We start from the raw sequence: 17,905 nt of genomic DNA on the forward strand, positions 1-17,905 counted from the left end.
GATGGCCGAGATCGTCGAGGACTTCCAGGCCCTGCCCGAACGCGAACGGCTGCAGCTCCTCCTGGAGTTCAGCCAGGGGCTGCGCCCGTTGCCGCCGGAGTTCGAGGGTCACCTCGAGAAGATGGAACGGGTCGACGAGTGCCAGTCACCCGTCTTCCTCACCGTCGACGTCGACGGTTCCTCGGCGGTCCACCTGCACGTCTCCGCACCGCCGGAGGCACCCACGACGCGGGGTTTCGCGGGCGTGCTGCAGGAGGGTCTCGAGGGTCTGCCCGCGCAGGTCGTGCTGGACCTGCCGGCGGACGTGTGCCACCGGCTGGGGCTGGAACGAGCGGTCAGCCCGCTCCGGATGCGGGGCATGACCGGGATGCTGGCGCGTGTGAAGCGCCAAGTGAGGGTCGCGACCGCGACCTGACGGAGGGAACGCACGTGACAGATCTCCAGGAGTCGAACAGTGAGCTGCTGGGGCACCACCCGTCCCTGCCCGTGGTCCGGGTCGGTGAGGCGCAGTTGCCCACCACCTCCGGGACCTTCCGGGCCGTGGCGTACCGCCAGGCCGACGGCCCCGAGCACCTCGCTCTCGTGACCGGGGAGGTCGGTGACGGGCACGAGGTGCTCGTGCGGATGCACTCCGAGTGCATGACCGGGGACGTGCTCGGGTCGTTGCGCTGCGACTGCGGTCCGCAGCTGCACGCCGCCCTCGACGCGATCAGCGCCGAGGGGCGCGGGATCGTGCTCTACCTGCGGGGCCAGGAGGGCCGCGGCATCGGGTTGGCCGAGAAGATCGCGGCCTACGCCCTGCAGGAGCGCGGGCGCGACACCGTCGAGGCCAACCTCGACCTCGGCCTGCCCGTCGACGCCCGCGACTACACCGGTGCCGCGGCCGTCCTGCGCGACCTCGGGGTGCGCGACGTCGAGCTCATGACGCACAACCCCGTGAAGGTGCAGGCGCTGGAGGCGCACGGCGTACCGGTGGTGCGTCGCCGCGACCTGCCCGTGGCCGCGACGAGCGAGAACCTGCGGTACCTGCGCACCAAGCGCGACCGGATGGGGCACCGCCTGCCCGGGATGGGCTGACCCGTGCGGACGGACACCGTCTCCCCGGCTCCTGCGACGGGGCTGGGCGACTGGGCGGCGCTGCTCGAGCTCGCCCGGGAGGAGGACCCGGTCCTCGTGGCCGCCGGGCTGCGCGCCCGGGCCGGGGGTGAGCTCGTCGACCGCTACGCGCCGCTGCTGCTCGCCGGCCGCCGCGGGGTCGTCGCCCAGCTGGGGCAGAGCCTGGACGGCTGCATCGCGACGGCGTCTGGCGACTCGAACTTCGTGACGGGCGACGCCGACCGCGAGCACCTGCACCGGTTGCGGGCCCTCGTCGACGCCGTCGTCGTGGGGCCGGGGACGGTGGACGCCGACGACCCGCAGCTCACGGTGCGGGCCGTGACGGGCCCGAACCCCGTGCGCGTGGTCCTGGACCCGCGCGACAGCCTGGCCGACCGCGCCGTCCTCGCGGACCCGGCCACCGTCCACGTGCGCGGTGACGTGGCCCGGGACCCGGCGGCGGTGCTCGGGGTGCTGCGCGAGCGCGGGTTGCGCCGCGTCCTCGTCGAGGGCGGCGGCTGCACGGTGAGCCAGTGGGTCGACGCGGGGCTCGTCGACCGGTTGTTCCTCACCATCGCCCCGCTCGTCGTCGGGCGCGGCGGGCGACGCGGCCTGGCCCTGACCGACGTCGGGCCGTTGCGGAACTGCCTGCGGCCCCCGGCGCGCCGGCACCTGTTCGGAGACGACGTCTGCTTCGAACTGGACCTGCGCGCGGGGTGAGGAGGGGCGGGCCGCTCAGCCCGTGACGGTGAGGGCGACCCCGATGCGCCGGCCCGTCATCCGGCCCCGGCGCTGCATGAGCGACTCGACCTTGCCGAACAGCTGGAACTGCAGGCCGTACTTGTCGGCGAGGACGCGCTCGACCTCGGGCAGCAGGTCGTCCGGCAGCACCTCGGCGGTCCCGTCGACGGGGCGTCCCAGGGGTTTCCCGCGGCGGCTGCAGGGGGCGAGCAGGACGTGCGGATCGCGGCGCAGGCGCTTGACCTTCCCCGTGGTGTCCTGGGTGACGAACACCAGGCGGCCGTCGCCCAGCGGCGCCGACCAGACCGGGGTCGGGACGAGCCGACCGTCCTTGCGGAACGTCGTCACGAGGACGAAGGACGTGCGCGCGAGCAGGTCCGTCACCCGCTGTCCCTTGTCGACCTCGGTCACGGCGGACCACTCCCTCTCTCGGACTCCTGGTGCAGCACGCCCTCGAGGTCGCGCAGCCGGTCCAGGCCCCGCAGGGCCTGGGTCATGCGGCGGTTGCCCTCGAGCTGCTCGCGGTGGCCCGCGAGGAAGTTCCAGTACCCGGCGGTGAAGGGACACGCGTTCTCCCCGACCCGCACCTTGGGATCGTAGCGACACCCCCCGCAGAAGTCGCTCATCCGGTCGATGTACGCGCCCCCGGAGGCGTACGGCTTGGTGGCCAGGACGCCGTGGTCGGCGTGCTGCGACATGCCGACGACGTTCGTCGTCATGACCCAGTCGTAGCCGTCGACGAAGTTGCGCCAGAACCAGTCGGCCAGGTCCGCCGGCTGGTACCCGCGCTGCAGGGCCCAGTTCCCCAGGACCATCAACCGGGGGATGTGGTGCACCCACCCCTCGTCCCGCACCCCGGCCAGGACGTGCTTCAGGCAGTTCGCCTCCACCGCGTCCGCGTCGAGGTCGGCGAACCAGCGGGGCAGCTCCGTCGTGGCCCCCAACGCGTTGCGGCGCTTGTAGTCCTCCCCGAGGTGCCAGTGGAGGTGCCAGGTGTAGGAGCGCCAGCCGACGACCTGGCGCACGAAACCCTCGACCGACGCGAGCCGGACGTCGTTCTTCCGGCCGTGCTCCTCGGCCTTGTGCGCGACCTCGACGGGGTCGAGCAGGCCGAGGTTCAGCGGCACGGACAACAACGAGTGCGACATCCACGGGTCCTGCGCCATCATCGCGTCCTCGTAGACGCCGAACAGCTCGAGCCGGTCGGAGAGGAACCGCCGCAACCCGCTGAGCGCCTCACGGCGGGTCACCGCGAACCGGCGCGGCCCGTCGTTCCCCGTGAACTCCACGCCCTCGTCGCGTTCCCAGCGGTCGAGGTCGGCGCGGACCTCCTCGTCGATCTCGTCCTCGGTGGGCCACCACGGTTCGCGGACGTCGAGCGCCGTCCGCTTCTTCGGCGGTCCCTCGCGGTTGTCGTGGTCGTAGTTCCACGACCCGCCGACGGGCTTGTCGCCGTCCATGAGCAGACCGTGGTGACGGCGGACGTCGCGGTAGAAGTCCTCCATGAGCAGCCGCTTCTCGCCGCGCTGCTCGGCCCAGTGTGCGAACTGCCCCTCGGAGACGACGAAGCCCCGGGACGCGAGGACCTCGACGTCGTCCAGGCGCCGGACGAAGCGGCGCGCGACGTACGACGTCGGGTCGCAGACGCTCACGGGTTCCCCGCACTCCGCGAGCCCCTCGCGGTAGGTGCGCGCACGGACGAAGACGGCCTGGTCCCCCAGTTCCGCGGCCCGGTGGCGCAGCGCCGAGAGGATGAGGTGCGCCTTGCGGCGGTGGAAGCGGCCGCGGCGGAACACGTCGACGGACTCCAGCAGCAGCACCGGTTGACGGGGCACGTCGAGGAAGTGCGGGCCGAGCTGGTCGGCGAACAGCCAGCGCCGCGTGTCCGGGGACCGCTCCGGCAGCGCGATCGGCTCGTCAGGGGTCGGCACGACCTCACTCTGACGAGGAACCCGCGCCTCGGCACGTCGGGAGCGGGACCGCCTCGCGAACCGACACCCGCGTCGGCCGACGCCCGCACCCACGGGGACACCCCACCGGGTGCCCCGCGGGCTGTCAGTCCTCCTTGGTCAGCCGCGTCGCGCCCTCGGCGTCGCGGGCGGCGCCGGCGGCCTCCTCGCGGGCGCGCTTGAGCGCCTCGGCGGGGTCCTCCAGGACGACATCGGGCAGCCCCGTGTCGTGACCGTCCCCGCCGTCCTGGGCGTCGCGGCGGCGCGGGGCCTCGGCCGCGGGGCCGCCGTGGGCCGCGAACATCGACCCGAAACCCTTGAGGGCGTCGTTGAGTTCGCTCGGCACGATCCACACCTTGTTCGCGTCGCCCTTGGCGATCTGCGGCAGCGTCTGCAGGTACTGGTAGGCCAGCAGCTTCGGGTCGGGGTCGCCGCGGTGGATGGCGTCGAACACCGTCGTGATCGCCTTCGCCTCACCCTGGGACCGCAGGATCGCGGCCTGCGCGGCACCCTCGGCCCGCAGGATCGAGGACTGCTTCTCGCCCTCGGCCGTGAGGATCTGGGACTGCTTTGACCCCTCGGCGTTGAGGATCGCGGCGCGCCGGTCGCGTTCGGCGCGCATCTGCTTCTCCATCGAGTCCTGCACGCTGGCGGGCGGGTCGATCGCCTTGAGCTCCACGCGGTTCACGCGGATCCCCCAGCGTCCGGTGGCCTCGTCGAGGACCCCGCGCAACTGCCCGTTGATCTGGTCGCGACTGGTCAGCGTCTGCTCGAGGTCGAGGGACCCGATGACGTTGCGCAGCGTCGTGACGGTGAGCTGCTCGATGCCCTGGATGTAGTTCGCGATCTCGTACGTCGCGGACTTCGGGTCGGTCGGCTGGTAGTAGATGACCGTGTCGATGCTCACGACGAGGTTGTCGGACGTGATGACCGGCTGCGGCGGGAACGACACGACCTGTTCGCGCAGGTCGACGTTCGCTCGGACCTTGTCGATGAACGGCACGAGGAAGTGCAGCCCGGCGTCCAGGGTCCGGGAGTACCGGCCGAGGCGTTCGACGATCACGGCCGTGGCCTGCGGGACGATCCGGATCGTCCGCACGACCACCGTCACCGCGAACAGGACGACGAGCAGCAGGACGATCAGGGTCACGACGTTGTCCATCAGCGTGCCTCTCGGTCCATCAGGGTTCCTCCGGGATCGCCGTCGGCGGTGGAGCTGCGGGCAGGGGGCCGACGACGGCCGTCGCGCCGTCGATGGCCGTGACCACCACGTCGTCACCGGCCGTGAACGCCGGACCGGCCGACCGCGCCGACCACGTCTCACCGGCGAGCTTGACCTGGCCGCCGCGGACGGTCACGTCGGCGAGGACGAGCGCGGGGCGCCCGACGAGCGCGGCCGCGTTCGTGGTGCCGACCGGCGGCATCCGCAACCGCCTCAGCAGGACGGGCCGGATGGTCCCGATGAGCAGGGCCGCGACGACGGCGGCCAGGAGCACCTGCCAGACGAAACCGAGCCCGAACGCGTCGGCGGCGGCGCCCGCGAGGGCGCCGCCGGCGAGCATGGCGAAGACCAGGTCGATCGCGGTGATCTCCAGGATTCCCAGGACGAGCGCGGCCGCGATCCACAGCAACCAGCTGCGGTCGAGCAAGGCGTCCAGGAACTCCACGGTGATCACCCCCTGGCGGTGATCCTACGCATCCGTCAGTACTCCGACAGCGGCGGGCAGGAGCAGACGAGGTTGCGGTCCCCCGCCGCACCGTCGATGCGGCGCACCGGCGGCCAGTACTTCCCGCGCGGGTCCATCCCGGCCGGGTAGACCGCCTCGGCCCGCGTGTACGGGTGGTTCCACTCCCCCACGAGCGAGGCCGCCGTGTGCGGGGCGTGCCGCAGGGGGGAGTCCTCCACGGCCCAGCGGCCGTCGGCGATCTCCTGCACCTCGGCGGCGATGGCGAGCACGGCGTCGCAGAACCGGTCGAGCTCGGCGAGGTCCTCGCTCTCGGTCGGTTCGACCATGAGCGTGCCGACGACGGGGAACGACATCGTCGGGGCGTGGAACCCGTGGTCGATCAGGCGCTTGGCGACGTCGTCGACCGTGACGCCGGTGGCCTTCGTCATCGGCCGCAGGTCGAGGATGCACTCGTGGGCGACCAGCCCGCCCGGGCCCCGGTACAGGACGGGGAACGCGGCCGAGAGCCGCGCCGCCACGTAGTTCGCCGACAGCACAGCCTGGACGGTGGCCGCACGCAGGCCGTCCGGGCCCATGAGCCGCAGGTACGCCCACGGGATCGGCAGGATCCCCGCGGAACCGAACGGCGCGGCCGACACCATCCCGACCCCGTCGGAGTCGGGGCTGGTCGAGGGCAGGAACGGGGCGAGGTGCGAGCGGACCGCGACGGGGCCGACGCCCGGTCCACCGCCGCCGTGGGGGATGCAGAACGTCTTGTGCAGGTTCAGGTGCGAGACGTCCGCACCGAACTTCCCGGGACGGGCCAGGCCCACGAGGGCGTTGAGGTTCGCGCCGTCGACGTACACCTGGCCGCCGGCGCCGTGGACGAGGGCGCAGACCTCGCGGATCGACTCCTCGTACACACCGTGCGTGGACGGGTAGGTCACCATCAGGGCCGCGAGGTCGTCCTGGTGCAGGCTGATCTTGGCGCGCAGGTCGTCCAGGTCCACGTTGCCGGCCTCGTCGCACGCGACGACGACGACCTTGAGCCCGGCCATGACCGCGCTGGCGGCGTTCGTGCCGTGGGCGGAGCTGGGGATGAGGCAGACCGTGCGCTCCCCGTGCCCCTGGGCGACGTGGAAGGCGCGGATCGCCAGCAGGCCCGCGAACTCACCCTGGGACCCGGCGTTGGGCTGCAGCGAGACGGCGTCGTAGCCGGTGACCTCCGCGAGCCAGCGCTCGAGGTCGGCGACGAGCTCCGCGGTCCCGGCGAGCTGGTCGGCCGGGGCGTAGGGGTGCAGGTCGGCGAACTCCGGCCAGGAGATCGGCTCCAGCTCGGTCGTCGCGTTGAGCTTCATCGTGCACGACCCCAGCGGGATCGCGCCGCGGTCGAGCGCGTAGTCGGCGTCGGACAACCGGCTCAGGTAGCGCAGCATGGCCGTCTCGGAGCGGTGCTGGGAGAACACCGGGTGGGTGAGGAACTCCGACGTGCGGCGCAGGTGCGCGGGCAGGGCCGGTTCGGCAGCGACCTCGACCGGCTCGAGGCCGAACCCGCGCAGGGCGGCCTCGACGTGCGCCTCCGACGTCGTCTCGTCGAGGCTCATCCCGACGTGGTCGGCGTCGACGCGGCGCAGGTTCACCCCGGCCTCCAGGGCCGCGGCCACGACGGCGTCCGCACGGCCGGGCACGCGGGCCAGGACCGTGTCGAAGAACTCCGCGTGCACGACCTCGACGCCGCCGTCGCGCAACTGCTGCGCGAGCGCCGCGGCGCGCCGGGCGACCTGCAGACCGATGGCGCGCAGGCCGTCCGGCCCGTGCCAGACGGCGTAGCAGCCGGCCATGACGGCCAGGAGCACCTGGGCGGTGCAGATGTTCGACGTCGCCTTGTCGCGGCGGATGTGCTGCTCGCGCGTCTGCAGCGCCAGCCGGTAGGCCTTGTTCCCGTCCGCGTCGACCGAGACGCCCACGAGGCGGCCCGGCAGCGAGCGCTCGAGGCCCTTGCGGACGGCCATGTACGCGGCGTGCGGGCCGCCGGCGCCCATGGGGACGCCGAAGCGCTGGCTGGACCCGACGGCCACGTCGACGCCGAACTCGGCCGGCGGGACGAGGACGGTGAGGGCCAGCAGGTCGGCGGCGGCGACCGCGACGGCGCCGCGGGCCTTGGCGTCGGCGACGACGGCCGCCAGGTCGCGGACCCGGCCCGACGTGCCCGGGTACTGCACGAGGAGACCGAAGACGTCACCGACCTGCGCGAGCGGGTCCGGCGCGTCGAGGTCGACCACGACCAGGTCGAGCCCGAGCGGCACGGCGCGGGTGCGCAGGACCGCCAGGGTCTGCGGCAGGACGTCGGCGTCGACCGCGAAGACGGCGCCCTTCGGCGCCTTGGAGGTGCGGCGCGCCAGCGTCATCGCCTCGGCCGCCGCGGTGCCCTCGTCGAGCAGCGAGGCGTTGGCGATGTCCAGACCGGTGAGGTCGGTGACGGCGGTCTGGAAGTTCAGCAGCGCCTCGAGCCGGCCCTGGGAGATCTCCGGCTGGTAGGGCGTGTAGGCCGTGTACCAGGCCGGGTCCTCCAGGACGTTGCGGCGCACGACGGCCGGGGTGCGGGTGCCGTGGTACCCGAGGCCGATGAGGGACGGCACGACGCGGTTGCGGCCGGCGAGGGCGCGCAGGGCCGCCGTCACCGAGGTCTCGTCGAGGGCCTCGGGCAGGTCCAGGACGCCGTCGCGGATGCCGGCGGGGACGGCGCGGTCGACGAGCTCGTCCAGGGAGGACAGCCCGACGACGTCGAGCATGCGGGCCACGGCTGCCGCGTCGGGGCCGATGTGGCGGGCGCTGAACGGCAGGGCGGTGGGTTCGGGCGTGAACTCGGGGAGTTCGGTGGCCACGGGGACGGACGGCGTGGTCGGCACAGAGGGGGTCATGACGCTCCGGAGGTCTGGCGTTGCGCGGACGGACCTCCCCGTCTGTCACGCACCACGAAAGGGCACGTTCCAGAGCGGCCTGCCCCACGAAGTCCTTCCGCCTGAGAGGTTCCGGGGATGTTGCCCCTTCGGCGCCCCGGCCCGCAGGGGTCGGAGTCTCTCCCTCGCGGGGTGAACGGCTCGCCTGCAGTCTACCGTCCGGTCCCGCCGCGTCCCGGGCGTGGGGCACCGCCGGCGCCCCGACGCTAGGTTGTGCCCGTGATCACCCTCGCCGTCTGCAGCGCCAAGGGCGGTGTGGGCAAGACCTCGGTCGTGCTCGGGCTCGCCTCGGCCGCCCTGGCCCGCGGGACCAGCACCCTCGTCGTCGACCTCGACCCGCAGGCGGACGCGACCTCGGGCCTCGACGTCACCGCGCAGCGCCCGCACGACCTCGCCGCCGTCCTCGCCTCACCCAAGCGCAGCGTCGCCGAGGACGCCGTCGCGCCCAGCGGCTGGGTCGACGACCACCCGGGACTGCTCGACGTCGTCGGCGGGTCCGCCGCGTCCGCCCGCCGGGACACCCCCGACGCCGACGAGGAGGAGCTCAAGGCGTTGCGGCGCGCGCTGCGCAAGCTCGACGACCACGACCTGGCGATCCTCGACACACCCCCCTCGCTCAACGGCCTGACCCGTTCGGCCTGGCGGGCCGCCGACGCGGTGCTCGTCGTCTCGGACGCGAGCCGGTTCTCGGTCGCGGCGGTCGACCGCACCGTGCGCGAGGTCCGTGCGCTGCGCTCCGGTCCGCGCATCGTGGGGATCGTCGTGAACCGCTTCACGCAGCGCTCGGGCGAACAGCGCTTCCGGTTCGAGGAGCTGCGGGGCCTGTTCGGCAACCTCGTCCTGGAGCCGTTGCCCGACCGCGTGTCCGTCCCTCAGTCCCAGGGGGCCGGCGTCCCCCTGCACACGCTCAAGACCCGCACAGCCAAAACCCTTGCGGCGCAGTTCGACACGTTGCTCGACGCGGTCCTGGCCGGTCCGGGCGGAACCGGGCCGCAGTTCTAGACGTCAGAACGTGCAGGAAGATCGCTCTCCGTCTACCGTCGAACGACGGGCTGTGCGTTCGATCGTCCTGTTGGTGCCGCCCCCGCTCTCCCCGCGCACGCTGCGGGTCCAAGGAGGTCTCGTGACGTCGTCCAACACCCCCCTCTCCGGGTCCGCTCCCGCCGACGCGCGCGTCGTCCGCCCCGCCCGCGCCGCGGCACCGCCGGCGTCCGGCCGTCTCGCCGTTCCCGTCGACCCCGAAGCCGACCGGATCACGGCGCTCGTGCAGCGGCTGCGCGCCCACTGGACCCGGTCCGGCGCCGACATCGCGACGCGGTTGCGCCCCGGCGTGGACGACGCCCAGCTCGACGCGGTGGAACGGCAGATGGGTCTGCTCATCCCCCGTGCCGCTCGCGCCTGGTGGCGCGCCGTCGACGGGGTCGACCCCGTGCGGACGACGTTCCGGACCAGCTCGCCCACGGTCGGCCCCGGCGGCTGGGTGCCCCTCCGGCTCGACGACTCCGTCGCCCGGGCGTCGGGTCAGGGTCCGGGCATCGCGGCCCCGCCGGCGCTGCTCCCGCTGTTCGCCCGCGACGAGGAGCTCATCGCCGTCCGGCTCGGATCCAGCCGCGCCGTCGTCGAGCAGCTCATGCTCATGGAGGACGGGGAGAGCTACCAGCACGCCTGGCGCGTGGGGCTGGACGAGCTGCTCAGCACGTGGGCGGACTCACTGATGGCGGCGGTGATGTGGCTGCCCGACGCGCACGACTGGGTGACGGACCCCTTCGCACTGCAGGCGCTCCCCCGCGCCGAACTGCTCGACTGAGGCGGCGGGCCCACCCGTCCCCGGGAGGCCCGCCCCTCACCCTGCGACGCGTCCTCCTCAGCCGCGTCCGTGGTGACGGAGCGTGAGGATGGCGCGGGTCGGAACGGGTGGGTCAGCCGGCTTCGCGGGCGGCGCGGCGACGGGAGAGCTCGTCGGCCAGGACGACGGCGGGGTCCGTCGCGGCGGTCTCGGCCGGTTCGCGGTCGGTGGGACGTTCGCTCGGCAACGACGCCAGCTCACCCTCCACCTCGCGCCACACGCGCCCGACGGCGATGCCGAAGACGCCCTGACCGCCCTGGACGAGGTCGATGACCTCGTCGGCGGAGGTGCACTCGTAGACGCTGGCCCCGTCGGACATCAGCGTGATCTGGGCGAGGTCGTCGACACCGCGCTCGCGCAGGTGCGTGACGGCCGTGCGGATCTGGTGCAGCGAGACGCCGGTGTCCAGGAGCCGCTTCACGACCTTCAGGACGAGGATGTCGCGGAAGCCGTAGAGGCGCTGGGAGCCGGAGCCGGAGGCACCGCGCACGCTGGGCTCCACGAGCCCGGTCCGCGCCCAGTAGTCGAGCTGACGGTAGGTGATGCCGGCGGCCTTGCACGCCGTCTGACCGCGGTACCCGACCTCCTCGTCGAGGTCCGGCAGGTCCTCGGCGAAGAGCAGCCCCTGTGCACGCACGGGTCGGGACACCTTCCGCGACGACCCCGCGACTGCGTCGCCACTGCTCACGCCGGCCTCCTCGTCATCGCCACCCGACGAGGATTCGTCCGGGAGCGTCCTGCACACCGACCGTAGAAGAGCACCCCCGGAGCGTCAACGAGGCGCGCGGCGTGGCGCGGTCCGTGACCCTTCTGTGACCGCTCCCCCGCGGAGACCCTCAGCGCTCCTCCGACCCGGACCCGGACTCGAAGTCCTCCGGCGTGATCTGGTCGAGGAACTCGCGGAACTTCTCCACCTCGTCCTCGTCCTCGTCGGGGACGGGCACACCGCTGGAGTCCAGGACGCCCTCGGCGCCCACGATGGGGCAGCCCACGCGCAGCGCCAGGGCGATGGCGTCGGAGGTCCGGGAGCTGACGGTCAGTCCGCCGTCGAAGGCCAGCTCGGCGTAGTAGACGTTGTCCTTGACCGCGACGATCCGGACCTCCTCCACACGCCGGCCGACGGCCTCGATGACGTCCTTGAGGAGGTCGTGCGTCAGCGGCCGCGGCGGGACGACGCCCTGCTGGGCGAAGGCGATCGCACTGGCCTCGGGCGCGCCGATCCAGATGGGCAGGTAGCGGTCACCGTCCCGCTCCCGCAGCAGGACGATGGGGTTGTTCGAGGGCATCTCGACCCTCACACCGACGACATCGAGCGCTCGCACCCGTTCACCGTACCCCCCGCCCGGGCCGACCACCGGCCCGGAACCGTCGGGGTCAGCGGACGGTGCGCCCCAGGGCCCCCGCGACGAGGGCGGTGTGCAGCCGCAGGCCGGCGGCGGCGATCTCACGGGCGACCTGGTCGCGCTGCCCGGTCCGCTGCAGGGGCGCGGCGACCTGGTCGGCGAGGGCGACCTCGCGGTCGGCGGCCGTGCGGAACATGCGCAGGTGACGGGCCTCGATGCCGTGCGCGGCCAGCGCCGCCGCGGCGCGCAGCACCTCGAGGGCCTCGCCGTCGTACCAGGGACCACCCGGGGCGGGCGAGAGGACGCCGTACCCCTCGAGGGCGTCGAGGAGCTCGACGTCGACACCGGACTCGCGCAGCAGCTCCCCGCGCGTGAGGCGCAGCCCCGCGGCCCGACCGTCGAAGCGGTCGACCCCGGCCGTGGCCGGCGGTTCGGTGCCCGGCACGCGCGGCGCCACCCGCTCGGACACCTCGACGGGGTCCGGCACCTCCAGGCCGCGGTCGAGGGCCTCGAGGTGCTCGCGGATGACCTTCAGCGGCAGGTAGTGGTCGCGCTGCGCGGACAGGACGTACCGCAACCGGTCGACGTCGTCGGAGGAGAACTTCCGGTAGCCCGACGGCGTGCGACCGGGTTCGACGAGCCCCTGCTCCTCGAGGAAGCGGATCTTGGAGATCGTGAGGTCGGAGAACTCCGGCGACAGGATCGCCATGACCTCCCCGATGGTCATCCGCGGCTGGCTCGGGTCCAGGGACCGCGCGCCCGCTGCGCTCACGGGTGCACCCGCGGGCTCGGGTGGTACTCGAGCCGGTACTTGCCGATCTGGACCTCGTCGCCCGCGGCGAGCAGGACGTCGTCGATCCGCTCGCGGTTGACGTACGTGCCGTTGAGGCTGCCGACGTCGCGGACCCGGAACCCGGGACCCGTCTGCGGGTCCGGGGCGCGCACGAACTCGGCGTGCTTGCGGGAGACGGTGACGTCGTCGAGGAAGATGTCGCTCGTCTGGTGCCGTCCGGCGGACGTCCGCTCGGCGTCGAGCAGGAAGCGCGACCCCGCGTTCGGACCGCGGCGCACGACGAGGAGCGCGGACCCGGCGGGCAGCGCGTCGATCGCCTCGGTGTCGTCGGCGGTCAGGCCCCGTTCGGCGCTCTCGTGCACCTCCGGCACGGCGAGGCCGGCGAAGGACATCGTGGAGTCCACGGGCCGCTCCTGGCCCGGACGTCCGGGTGGCGCACCCTCCTCCGAACCCGTCGGCCCGTTGGTCGACTCAGAGCCCGGCGCGGACATCGACACCACCTCTCACTGGCAGAGCACGCGACCACCGACGGCAGGTGGGCGGTCGCGTTCGGATCTTCGAGGTCCACAGTAGCCGGGCCCGACCCCGCAGGTCAGCCCGCGTGTCGGCCGGCCCGGCGACCGGGTCCCCGGCGGGGACGGGTGGGGTCAGCCCGCGTGGGCGGTGTACGCCTCGGCGTCGAGCAGCGCGTCGAGCTCGGCCGGGTCGGTGGGCGTGATCGTGAACATCCAGCCCTCGCCGTACGGGTCGCTGTTCACGAGGTCCGGACGCGTCTCCAGGCCGGGGTTGTGGCCGGTGACCGAGCCCGAGACGGGGGCCGTGATCTCGCTGACGCTCTTGGTCGACTCGACCTCGCCGACGGCACCGCCGGCGGAGACCTGCTCACCCTCGGCGGGCAGGGACACGTAGACGACGTCGCCGAGCTGGTCCTGCGCGTGGTCGGTGATGCCGACCCGGACGGAACCGTCGGCCTCGACGCGCACCCACTCGTGCTCGCTGGTGTAGCGCAGGTCGGCGGGGACGTTCGACATGGGGCGCAGGACTCCTCACAGGACGGGGACGCGTCCGCGGATCACTGCTGCGGCGACGCCGGGCGAGCGTACTGAGGCGCCGAGACGGCGTGCAAGGCGGTCACCGACACGCCGTCCTCACCCGGGCGCTGGTCCACGACGAGGTCGGCCCCGGCCGAGCGCAGCGTCTCCCGGACCCCGCCCGGGATGTCCAGCGCCGTGGCCAGCGTGGAGGGGTCGCCGATGACCGTCACGACGTACGGGGAGGCCTCCAGGCGCCCGTCGACGAGGACGCCGCCGGAGCCGTCGGCGAACGCCGTCTGCGCGACGACCCGGGTCTGCCCGATCTGGATCCCCTCGGCACCGGAGTCGCGCAGCTCCTGGACGAGCTGGATGAGGTTCGTCGAGCGCAGCGCGGCGCGGGGGTCGGTGATGGTCGCCACGATCCCCGGTCCGTGCGCCGGCAGCGTGCCCGCGAGGAGGCCGTACTCCTGGGCACGGGCGGCCGCGGCCTGCTGGGCGGCGGCGGCGCGGTCGGACCCCTCGGTCAGGTCCCGCCGGGTCGCCTCGAGGTCCTGGACCTCCCCGGCGAGACGGTCACCGCGGTCGGTCGTGTCGTCCAGGATGCGCACGAGGTCGCTCTCGCGCAGGTCCGCCAGTCCCGAGGTGTCGGTCTGCCGCACCTGCACGACGACCCCGAAACCCAGTGCGGCGCAGAGGACCCCGGCCAGCAGCTGCCCCCGGGTCGCGCGTGGGGAGGCGGCGCGCCACAACCGGCGCCAGGGGCTGCGGCGGCCGTCGGCCGGAGGGCTCACCAGGGGTGTGCCCATCAGGCGTTGAACAGGTGGCGGCGGATCGCGGCCACGTTGGAGAAGATCCGGACGCCGAGGACGACGACGACCCCGGTGGAGAGCTGCGAACCGACCCCGAGCTGGTCGCCGAGGTAGACGATGAGCGCCGCGACGACCGCGTTGGACAGGAACGAGACGACGAAGACCTTGTCGTCGAAGATGCCGTCGAGGACGGCGCGCAACCCGCCGAACACGGCGTCGAGCGCGGCGACGACGGCGATCGGCAGGTACGGCTGCAGCACGACGGGCACCTCGGGGTGCAGGAGCACCCCGACGACGACGCCCACGACGAGTCCGACGGCTGCGATCACGTGGCCGAACCCTACTTCCCCGCCGCGCCGGCCCGGGCGAACCGCAGGTCCAGGCGCGCGGCGGGCAGGTCGAGCCGGTCGGCGGTGGCCACCTGCGTGCGGATGCCGTAGTTGTCGCGCAGCACCTGCAGGTAGCGGCCGGCGACCAAGCTCGCGAACGCGGTCTGCATCGCCGTCGGGTCGCCCACGGCCGAGACGGTGTACGGCGGGGTGAGCGGGCGGTAGTCCACGAGGACGGCCTCGCCCGCGGCCCGGATGGAGGACAGGGCCCCGAGCCGCTGGCCGTTGACGGCGACGGCCTCGGCACCGGCGGCCCACAGCCCGTTGACGACGAGCTGGACGTCGCGGTCGACCACGCGCCCCGACGTCGCGGCGGTGCCCGTCGTGCCGTCGGGGGTCGCGGCGTCGTCGAGGACGACCTGCAGCCCCGGTCCCGTCACCGGGGTCGCCGCGGCCGCGACCTGCAGCCCGGACGCCGCCGCGTCGGCGGAGGCGACGGGGGCCCCACCCAGGGAGGCGGCGAGGCGGGCGTTGTCGGCCTGCAGGGTGCTCGCCCGGGTGGCGAGGTCGTCGGCGCGGGCCGTGCCGTCCTCGATGCGCTGGGCGAGCTGGGTGCGGCCGCGGTCGGCGGCGGGTTCAGCGGCCGCGGCGCGCAGCCCGGCCGCGGCGAAGAGCACGCCGACGGCCAGGAGCGCGACGACGGTCGCGGTGCGGGCCGAGCGGGTGGGGGGCGTCCCGGTCTCCGCGCGGCGACGGGCGGCCGCGGCGTACCCCGGGTCGAGCGGTCGCTCCATGACCTCGGTGAGCAACCGCGTGCTGGCGGCCGGGTCCCGGTGCGGGTCGACGGGGCGCGTCGGCGGGTGCAGCAGCGAGCGCCCCAGGGAACGCAGGGAGGTCACCGGTGCTCGGCCCGCCAGAGCTGGACCACCTGCTGGACGTAGAGGATCCCCGCCCACCAGTACAGGCCCGTCCCCCACAGGGCGAAGGCCCAGCCGAGAGCACCGGCGGGCAGGGCGAGCGTCGTGGACACCTGCCCGAGCAGCAGCAGCGGGAAGGCGTAGAGGAGGCAGAACGTGCCGGCCTTGCCGAGGAAGTGCACGGGCAGGGCGCTGTGGCCGAGGCGGGCCAGGACGGGCAGGGTCGCGACCATCGTCAGGTCGCGTGCGACGAGGACGACCACGAGCCACCACGGGACGAGCCCGCGGTACCCCAGGCCCAGCAGCGTCGTGAGGATGTAGAGCCGGTCGGCGAAGGGGTCGAGCACCTGGCCGAGCCGCGTGACCTGGTTCCACCGGCGGGCGAGGTTGCCGTCGAGGTAGTCGCTCGCGCCGCTGACCGCGAGGACGAGCAGGGCCCAGCCGTCCTGGCGCTGGACGATGAGCACCGCGAAGACGGGGACGAGGAGGAGCCGCAGGAAGCTCAGCGCGTTCGGGACGGTGAGGACGCGGTTGCTGACGACCTGTCCCTGCGCCGTCGCCACCCTCTGGTCCCGCCCCTCGATCACCCGCTGTTCCGGCCCCCGCTGTTCCGGTTCGCGGGGGGACCTGCAGCCTACGGCCCCCCACGCGGCGGTCCGGCCGACCGGCGTATCGTCGGAGCGTTGTCCGACACCTGTAGTTCACTGATCCGAGGAGATCCCCGTGCCCACCTACGACCTGGCCGACCGTTCCGCTCTCGTGACGGGGGCGGGGTCCGGCATCGGCCGCGCCGTCGCGCTCGAACTGGCCCGCAACGGCGCCGCCGTCCTCGTGGCGGACCTGTCCGCCGACGCGGCGCAGCGCGTCACCGACGAGATCACCGCCGCGGGCGGGACGGCCGCCGCCGCCGTGGCCGACGTCGCCGACCCGGCCGTGCACGCCGAGCTCGTCGCCGCCGCCGGCCGGATGGGTCCCCTCAAGGTCGCCGTGAACAACGCCGGCATCGGCGGGGAGGCGGCCGCGGTCGCCGACTGCTCCACCGAGGGCTGGCTCCGCGTCGTCGACGTCAACCTCAACGCGGTCTTCCACGGGCTGAAGGCCCAGATCCCCGCCATGGTCGCCGCCGGCGGCGGCGCGATCGTCAACATGGCCTCGGTGCTGGGCAGCGTCGGCATCGCGCAGTCGTCGGCCTACGTCGCGACGAAGCACGCCGTCGTCGGGCTGACGAAGACGGCGGCCCTGGAGTACTCCGCCCAGGGGGTCCGCGTGAACGCGGTCGGCCCGGGGTTCATCAGCACGCCGCTCGTCGAACGGTCCCTGGACGCGGCGACCCTCGACGCCCTCGCCGCCCAGCACGCGACCGGGCGGCTCGGGACGTCGGAGGAGGTCGCCGCGCTGACCGCGTTCCTCGTCAGCGACGCGGCCTCGTTCGTCACGGGCTCCTACCACCTCGTCGACGGCGGGTACTCGGCGCACTGAACCTCGCGCGGAGCCCGCGGCTGACCGGCCGGGGGCGAGCGCTCCCGGCCGGTGGGCCGCCGGACCACCGGCCGCCACCGCCCCGCCGGATCGCGGCGGCCGCGCGGGGTGGGCGGGAACCCACCCCGGCGGTGGCAGCGCGTCAGGCAGCCGGCGAGGCCGCGGGCCGGGGTGCCGCCCGTCGACTCCAGTTCGGCGACGATGGCCCAGAACTCGGCGTCCCAGTCGACCGGGAGCTCCGCAGCCCGGGCCGAGACCGCCGCGGGGACGACCGCCTCCACGGTCAGGCCCCGATCGCCTGCTGCTGGTCGGACGTCTCGACCGTGATCCGGCGCGGTTTCGCCCGCTCCGCCACGGGGACGCGCACGGTGAGCACCCCGCTGGCGTAGTTCGCGGAGATCCGCTCGGTGTCGAGGTTGTCGCCGAGGATGAGCTGGCGGCTGAAGACCCCGCGGGGGCGTTCGGCCGCGATCATCTCCTCGGTGCCCTCGTGGACGGGGCGGTGCGCCCGGACCGTCAGGACGTTCCGTTCCACGTCGAGCTCGACGGTCGAGGGGTCCACGCCGGGGAGGTCGAACTCCACGACGAACTCGTCACCGCTGCGCCAGGCGTCCATCGCCATGACCGCCGGCCGAGCCGTCGTCCCGAGGACCTGCTGCGTGAGCCGGTCGAGCTCGCGGAAGGGATCAGTGCGCATCAACATGGCCACCACCTCCAGTGCGAGAGAAGGAGATGCGCTACCGGTCGGGAACCGGACCGGGCCGGTTCCCACACCACTGATGTAGCACTCCGCCCCCGCGAGCGCAAGAGGGTCTAGTGTCGTGAGTCGTTAATTCCTTGTCGGCTTAGTAAGCTGGGGCGATGGCACGCGTACGCGGACCGAAACCACCAGAGATCCAGCTCACCGAGGCCGAGCGGGACCAGCTGCAGTCCTGGTCTCGCC

The 17,905-nt window shown here is 73.6% G+C and carries 21 protein-coding genes, 1 pseudogene and 1 riboswitch; of the genes and pseudogenes, 6 read left to right on the plus strand and 16 right to left on the minus strand.

Annotated elements, in window-relative coordinates:
* Position 1 precedes the first annotated feature (1 nt).
* The 3 genes and pseudogenes from AB0637_RS08675 (at position 2) to AB0637_RS08685 (ending at position 1,815) form a co-directional block, all read left to right on the plus strand.
* Positions 2-415, plus strand: coding sequence for a SufE family protein (locus AB0637_RS08675; RefSeq protein ID WP_366171360.1), 414 nt, complete (start codon positions 2-4; stop codon positions 413-415).
* 86 nt (positions 416-501) lie between these two features.
* Positions 502-1,077 (plus strand): annotated as a pseudogene (gene ribA / locus AB0637_RS08680) (GTP cyclohydrolase II); the annotation flags it as partial.
* 3 nt (positions 1,078-1,080) lie between these two features.
* Positions 1,081-1,815 carry a RibD family protein gene (locus tag AB0637_RS08685; RefSeq protein WP_366171336.1) on the plus strand — a complete coding sequence of 245 codons (735 nt, stop codon included), beginning with the start codon at positions 1,081-1,083 and terminating at the stop codon, positions 1,813-1,815.
* A gap of 15 nt (positions 1,816-1,830) precedes the next feature.
* On the opposite strand, the gene AB0637_RS08690 is transcribed toward AB0637_RS08685, so the two are convergent.
* From AB0637_RS08690 to gcvP, 5 genes are all read right to left on the minus strand, one after another.
* Positions 1,831-2,247: a PPOX class F420-dependent oxidoreductase gene (locus tag AB0637_RS08690; RefSeq protein WP_366171337.1), complete on the minus strand. Its 417-nt coding sequence runs from the start codon at positions 2,245-2,247 to the stop codon at positions 1,831-1,833.
* The gene (locus AB0637_RS08695) at positions 2,244-3,767 is read right to left on the minus strand and encodes a cryptochrome/photolyase family protein (protein ID WP_366171338.1); all 1,524 of its coding nucleotides are present in this window, start codon (positions 3,765-3,767) and stop codon (positions 2,244-2,246) included. The genes AB0637_RS08690 and AB0637_RS08695 overlap by 4 nt, the downstream gene beginning before the upstream one ends.
* Before the next feature lie 124 nt (positions 3,768-3,891).
* Positions 3,892-4,947 carry an SPFH domain-containing protein gene (locus AB0637_RS08700; RefSeq protein WP_366171339.1) on the minus strand — a complete coding sequence of 352 codons (1,056 nt, stop codon included), beginning with the start codon at positions 4,945-4,947 and terminating at the stop codon, positions 3,892-3,894.
* A gap of 19 nt (positions 4,948-4,966) precedes the next feature.
* Positions 4,967-5,452, minus strand: coding sequence for an NfeD family protein (locus AB0637_RS08705; protein ID WP_366171340.1), 486 nt, complete (start codon positions 5,450-5,452; stop codon positions 4,967-4,969).
* Between the two features lie 35 nt (positions 5,453-5,487).
* Positions 5,488-8,337: an aminomethyl-transferring glycine dehydrogenase gene (gene gcvP, locus AB0637_RS08710; protein ID WP_366171361.1), complete on the minus strand. Its 2,850-nt coding sequence runs from the start codon at positions 8,335-8,337 to the stop codon at positions 5,488-5,490.
* 115 nt (positions 8,338-8,452) lie between these two features.
* Positions 8,453-8,548: riboswitch (glycine riboswitch) on the minus strand.
* A gap of 83 nt (positions 8,549-8,631) precedes the next feature.
* Between gcvP and AB0637_RS08715 the strand changes: the two genes are divergently transcribed.
* Both AB0637_RS08715 and AB0637_RS08720 read left to right on the plus strand, forming a co-directional pair.
* Positions 8,632-9,414: a ParA family protein gene (locus AB0637_RS08715; RefSeq protein WP_366171341.1), complete on the plus strand. Its 783-nt coding sequence runs from the start codon at positions 8,632-8,634 to the stop codon at positions 9,412-9,414.
* Between the two features lie 121 nt (positions 9,415-9,535).
* Positions 9,536-10,219, plus strand: coding sequence for a hypothetical protein (locus tag AB0637_RS08720; protein WP_366171342.1), 684 nt, complete (start codon positions 9,536-9,538; stop codon positions 10,217-10,219).
* A 112-nt stretch (positions 10,220-10,331) separates the two neighbouring features.
* Here the strand turns inward: AB0637_RS08720 and AB0637_RS08725 are convergent, their stop codons facing one another.
* The 9 genes from AB0637_RS08725 to AB0637_RS08765 all read right to left on the minus strand — a co-directional run bounded on the left by AB0637_RS08725 (position 10,332) and on the right by AB0637_RS08765 (position 16,046).
* Positions 10,332-10,946, minus strand: a complete 615-nt coding sequence (locus AB0637_RS08725; RefSeq protein WP_366171343.1) for a MerR family transcriptional regulator — start codon at positions 10,944-10,946, stop codon at positions 10,332-10,334.
* Between the two features lie 148 nt (positions 10,947-11,094).
* Positions 11,095-11,580, minus strand: a complete 486-nt coding sequence (locus AB0637_RS08730; RefSeq protein ID WP_366171344.1) for a bifunctional nuclease family protein — start codon at positions 11,578-11,580, stop codon at positions 11,095-11,097.
* A gap of 52 nt (positions 11,581-11,632) precedes the next feature.
* Positions 11,633-12,328 (minus strand): MerR family transcriptional regulator, encoded by a 696-nt coding sequence (locus AB0637_RS08735; RefSeq protein ID WP_366171362.1) that lies wholly within the window; start codon positions 12,326-12,328, stop codon positions 11,633-11,635.
* 41 nt (positions 12,329-12,369) lie between these two features.
* Positions 12,370-12,786, minus strand: a complete 417-nt coding sequence (locus AB0637_RS08740) for an FHA domain-containing protein (RefSeq protein ID WP_366171364.1) — start codon at positions 12,784-12,786, stop codon at positions 12,370-12,372.
* A 255-nt stretch (positions 12,787-13,041) separates the two neighbouring features.
* On the minus strand, positions 13,042-13,425 hold the full coding sequence (gcvH, locus tag AB0637_RS08745) for a glycine cleavage system protein GcvH (protein ID WP_366171345.1): 384 nt from the start codon (positions 13,423-13,425) through the stop codon (positions 13,042-13,044).
* Between the two features lie 41 nt (positions 13,426-13,466).
* Positions 13,467-14,219 (minus strand): DUF881 domain-containing protein, encoded by a 753-nt coding sequence (locus tag AB0637_RS08750; RefSeq protein WP_366171346.1) that lies wholly within the window; start codon positions 14,217-14,219, stop codon positions 13,467-13,469.
* A gap of 14 nt (positions 14,220-14,233) precedes the next feature.
* Entirely contained in the window at positions 14,234-14,566 is a 333-nt protein-coding gene (locus AB0637_RS08755; protein ID WP_366171347.1) for a small basic family protein, read from the minus strand.
* A gap of 11 nt (positions 14,567-14,577) precedes the next feature.
* Positions 14,578-15,465 (minus strand): DUF881 domain-containing protein, encoded by an 888-nt coding sequence (locus AB0637_RS08760; protein ID WP_366171348.1) that lies wholly within the window; start codon positions 15,463-15,465, stop codon positions 14,578-14,580.
* Positions 15,462-16,046: a CDP-alcohol phosphatidyltransferase family protein gene (locus AB0637_RS08765; RefSeq protein WP_366171349.1), complete on the minus strand. Its 585-nt coding sequence runs from the start codon at positions 16,044-16,046 to the stop codon at positions 15,462-15,464. Before AB0637_RS08765 ends, AB0637_RS08760 begins: the two co-directional genes overlap by 4 nt.
* A gap of 160 nt (positions 16,047-16,206) precedes the next feature.
* Between AB0637_RS08765 and AB0637_RS08770 the strand changes: the two genes are divergently transcribed.
* Positions 16,207-16,962: an SDR family NAD(P)-dependent oxidoreductase gene (locus AB0637_RS08770; protein ID WP_366171350.1), complete on the plus strand. Its 756-nt coding sequence runs from the start codon at positions 16,207-16,209 to the stop codon at positions 16,960-16,962.
* Here the strand turns inward: AB0637_RS08770 and AB0637_RS08775 are convergent.
* Together AB0637_RS08775 and AB0637_RS08780 are read right to left on the minus strand one after the other, a co-directional pair.
* Positions 16,926-17,243, minus strand: coding sequence for a hypothetical protein (locus AB0637_RS08775; RefSeq protein ID WP_366171351.1), 318 nt, complete (start codon positions 17,241-17,243; stop codon positions 16,926-16,928). The two genes, AB0637_RS08770 and AB0637_RS08775, sit on opposite strands and share 37 nt — an antisense overlap.
* A gap of 2 nt (positions 17,244-17,245) precedes the next feature.
* On the minus strand, positions 17,246-17,665 hold the full coding sequence (locus AB0637_RS08780) for an Hsp20 family protein (protein ID WP_366171352.1): 420 nt from the start codon (positions 17,663-17,665) through the stop codon (positions 17,246-17,248).
* Between the last annotated feature and the right edge of the window lie 240 nt (positions 17,666-17,905).

Origin of the sequence: Kineococcus sp. NPDC059986 (assembly GCF_040702905.1) — a bacterium.
Taxonomy (GTDB): Bacteria; Actinomycetota; Actinomycetes; order Actinomycetales; family Kineococcaceae; genus Kineococcus.